Consider the following 2,477-nt stretch of genomic DNA (forward strand, 5'->3'; position numbering starts at 1 on the left):
GGAGCGAGCTGCACCGCTGCGGTCGCCTCCGCGCCGCCGCGGCGAAAGGTCACCTCGGCCGTGCCGTCGGGGCCGAGCACGGCGAGCCGGTAGTCGAGTTCGGCCGCGCCGCCCACGGCATGGCCGCCGATGGCGGTGATGACGTCGCCGGTTCTGAACCCGGCCGCCGCGAAAGGGCTGTCCGGGTGCAGGTCTCGCAGGAGCACGCCGCCGGGCGCGGCAAGCCCCAGCGCCTCGGCCAGGTCGGCGTCCACCGGCTGCACGTCGATCCCGGCCCAGGGGCGGACGAAGCGGCTGGCGCCGGCCTCAGCCTGCGCCACGACCTGGCCGACCATGTTGGCGGGGATCGCGAAGCCGATGCCGTTCGACCCGCCCGAGCGGGTGACGATCATCGTGTTGATGCCGAGAAGCCGACCCTCGGTATCGACGAGCGCGCCGCCCGAGTTGCCGGGATTGATCGCCGCGTCGGTCTGGATGAAATAGCCCTGCGGACGGTCGGGCGCGCCCCTGCCGCCGCCGCGGCCGGCGCGCGCGAGGGCCGAGACGATGCCGGAGGTCACGGTCTGGCCGACGCCGAAGGGATTGCCGATCGCCAGGACGAGATCGCCGACCTCGGCCGCGTCGGCATCCGCCAGCGACAGCGCGGGCAGGTCCGCGGCTCCGTCGAGCCGGATCACCGCGAGGTCGAGGCCGGGGTCGGCGAGGATCACCTCGCCCGCGAACTCGCGCGCGTCGGCGAGCACGACTTGGATGTCCTCCGCCTCGGCCACGACATGGTAATTGGTCACGACGATCCCGTCGGCGCGCAGGATCACGCCCGAGCCGAGGGCGTTCTGGATGCGCGGCGTGGCCGGGCCGAAGTCGAAGAACTGCGAGAAGAAGGGGTCGCCGGCGAAGGGGGACGCGCGTTCTGCGACGATGCGGCGGGCGTAGATCGAGACGACCGCGGGCGCGGCGGCCCGCACCACCGGCGCGAAGGACAGCGCGATGTCGGCGGTGCTTGCGGGCACCCGTGTCTCCGCCCAGCCCGGAGCGGCGAGGGCGAGAAGGAGCGGCAGGGCGGCAAGTGTCTGGCGCATGGGGCGACGGGGCTGGCAGCGGCGGTTGCACCATAGGTCGCGCCGATGGCGCGGCATTTCAAGGGCCTGCGCGCTAGCGCATCCAGAGGCCGGCGCGCTTGATCGTGTTGCGGATGACCTGTTCGCGGCGGGGAAGGGCGCTGCGGTCGAAGAGCGCGCGGACCTTCGCGCCCTTGCCCTGGTAGACGATCTTCCTCAGGGGCTCATGCTCCTTCAGGACCTTCTTGACCCAATTGGGGGCGGCGACCTCCTCCAGCACCGTGACCGCGGCATCGCTCTCGCGCGCGTAAAGAAGCGGAAAGGTCCGGTAGTGGCAGGTCACGGCGCCGTCGAGCCCGGCAAGTCCGGGCCCCGGCCGGCCGCCACCGAGGGCGTGGATGACGAGGGGCAGCGCCACCTGGTCGAGCCAGGGATCGAGCGACTGGCAGACGAGTTCCGCGGGCGGGTCGTCGCGGATCGACAGCGCATAGTCGAGGAACCGCTGGCCGAAGGCCCGGGGACAGGGGCCGAAGAACCAGCCGGCGTTGAAGTAGAGGTAGCGTTCCCAGTGCTCGTCGGGCTGGGCGAGGTCGAGCGAGGAGCCGAAGTCGAGGCCGAAGCGGTCGTAGAGCGATTTCCAGATCGCGGTGTAGCCGGGGCCATAGAGTTCGATCTCGGGCCAGGTGCCCTCGCGGCGCATCGAGGCGGAGGGGCGCGCGAAGTCGAAGGGCACCGCCGAGAGCGGCCCGGTCACCAGCGTGTCGCTGTCGAGAAAGACGAAGGGTGCGCCCTCGGGCGCGGCCGTCAGCGCCTCGATCTTGTTGCCCTGCGGGTAGGCCGCGCCGAAATGGCGCGCCTCGAAGGGCAGGACCTCGGCCCCGAGCCGTTCGAGGAGGGCGCGAACCGGGGCCGGCAGGCGCGGGTCGCCGGGCCAGGCGCCGCCGGGCTGCGGCTCCATCACGATCAGCCGGCCCGGAAAGCCGGGATCGGAGGCGCGGAGCGAGGCGGCGAGTACCACCGCCTCGTAGCCGAGCCGTCCGGCCTGGGCCACCGCGAGGATGTTGAAGGTCTGTGGGTTGCTGTCCGGCATGGCTCTGGTTCCGCCTGTCGCTCCGGGATAGCAGCCGGACGCCGGCATTACATCCTGAAAGTCGCCCCCAGCCGGGTCGGCTGCGGCAACGACGCCGGCACGGTCTTGACCCTTCCGGCCGGGTGTCGCACATCCGATATTGCAACGGTCGGGCATCGGACCCGAGGACAGCCGCATGAACCTTCCAGCGCGAGCCCCCGACGAAACGGTATCCCTTCCCATCGGGGGGATGACCTGCGCCTCCTGCGTGGGGCGTGTCGAAGGCGCCCTGAAGGCCGTGCCGGGGGTTCTCGCTGCCAGCGTCAACCTGGCGACGGAGCGGGCGGAGG

General features: G+C 71.9%; 3 protein-coding genes. 1 reads left to right on the forward strand and 2 read right to left on the reverse strand.

Features of this window, described 5'->3' with window-relative positions; genetic code table 11:
* The coding region (locus F9K34_RS18640; RefSeq protein ID WP_291338599.1) for a trypsin-like peptidase domain-containing protein at positions 1-1,079 on the reverse strand (1,079 nt) is incomplete at its 3' end.
* Between the two features lie 73 nt (positions 1,080-1,152).
* Positions 1,153-2,148, reverse strand: a complete 996-nt coding sequence (locus F9K34_RS18645) for a hypothetical protein (protein WP_291338600.1) — start codon at positions 2,146-2,148, stop codon at positions 1,153-1,155.
* 175 nt (positions 2,149-2,323) lie between these two features.
* Here F9K34_RS18645 and F9K34_RS18650 point away from each other — a divergent pair.
* Positions 2,324-2,477, forward strand: a 154-nt coding sequence (locus tag F9K34_RS18650; protein ID WP_291338601.1) for a cation transporter, incomplete at its 3' end; no start/stop codon positions are given.

It is taken from the genome of Albidovulum sp. (genome assembly GCF_008933605.1).
Classification (GTDB): domain Bacteria; phylum Pseudomonadota; class Alphaproteobacteria; order Rhodobacterales; family Rhodobacteraceae; genus Albidovulum.